This is a genomic window from Idiomarina sp. UBA4206 (genome assembly GCF_002383015.1).
Lineage (GTDB): Bacteria > Pseudomonadota > Gammaproteobacteria > Enterobacterales > Alteromonadaceae > Idiomarina > Idiomarina abyssalis.
Map to the genome: position 1 here is coordinate 4,060 of NZ_DFTS01000051.1, position 310 is coordinate 4,369.

The 310-nt window shown below is 50.0% G+C and carries 1 pseudogene; it reads right to left on the reverse strand.

What is annotated here, in order from left to right:
* Nucleotides 1-310: pseudogene (locus B3180_RS10910) on the reverse strand (F0F1 ATP synthase subunit beta); the annotation flags it as partial.

Here is a 310-nt window from a genome sequence, read left to right on the forward strand (position 1 = left end):
TCTTCACCGATAGGGCCCGCTTCATCAATTGGGTTACCCAATACATCCATAATACGGCCCAGGGTCTTCTTACCCACTGGAACCATGATTGATTCACCGGTGTTTTCAGCGGTGATACCACGACGCAGACCGTCAGTTGTACCCATTGCGATGGCACGTACGATTCCGCCGCCCAGCTGCTGCTGAACTTCAAGAACCAAACCTTCTAAGCCACCTTCGGTCACTTTCAGTGCGTCGTATACTTTTGGTACAGCGTCTTGTGGAAATTCTAAATCCACAACGGCGCCGATAATTTGTACGACCTTACCTT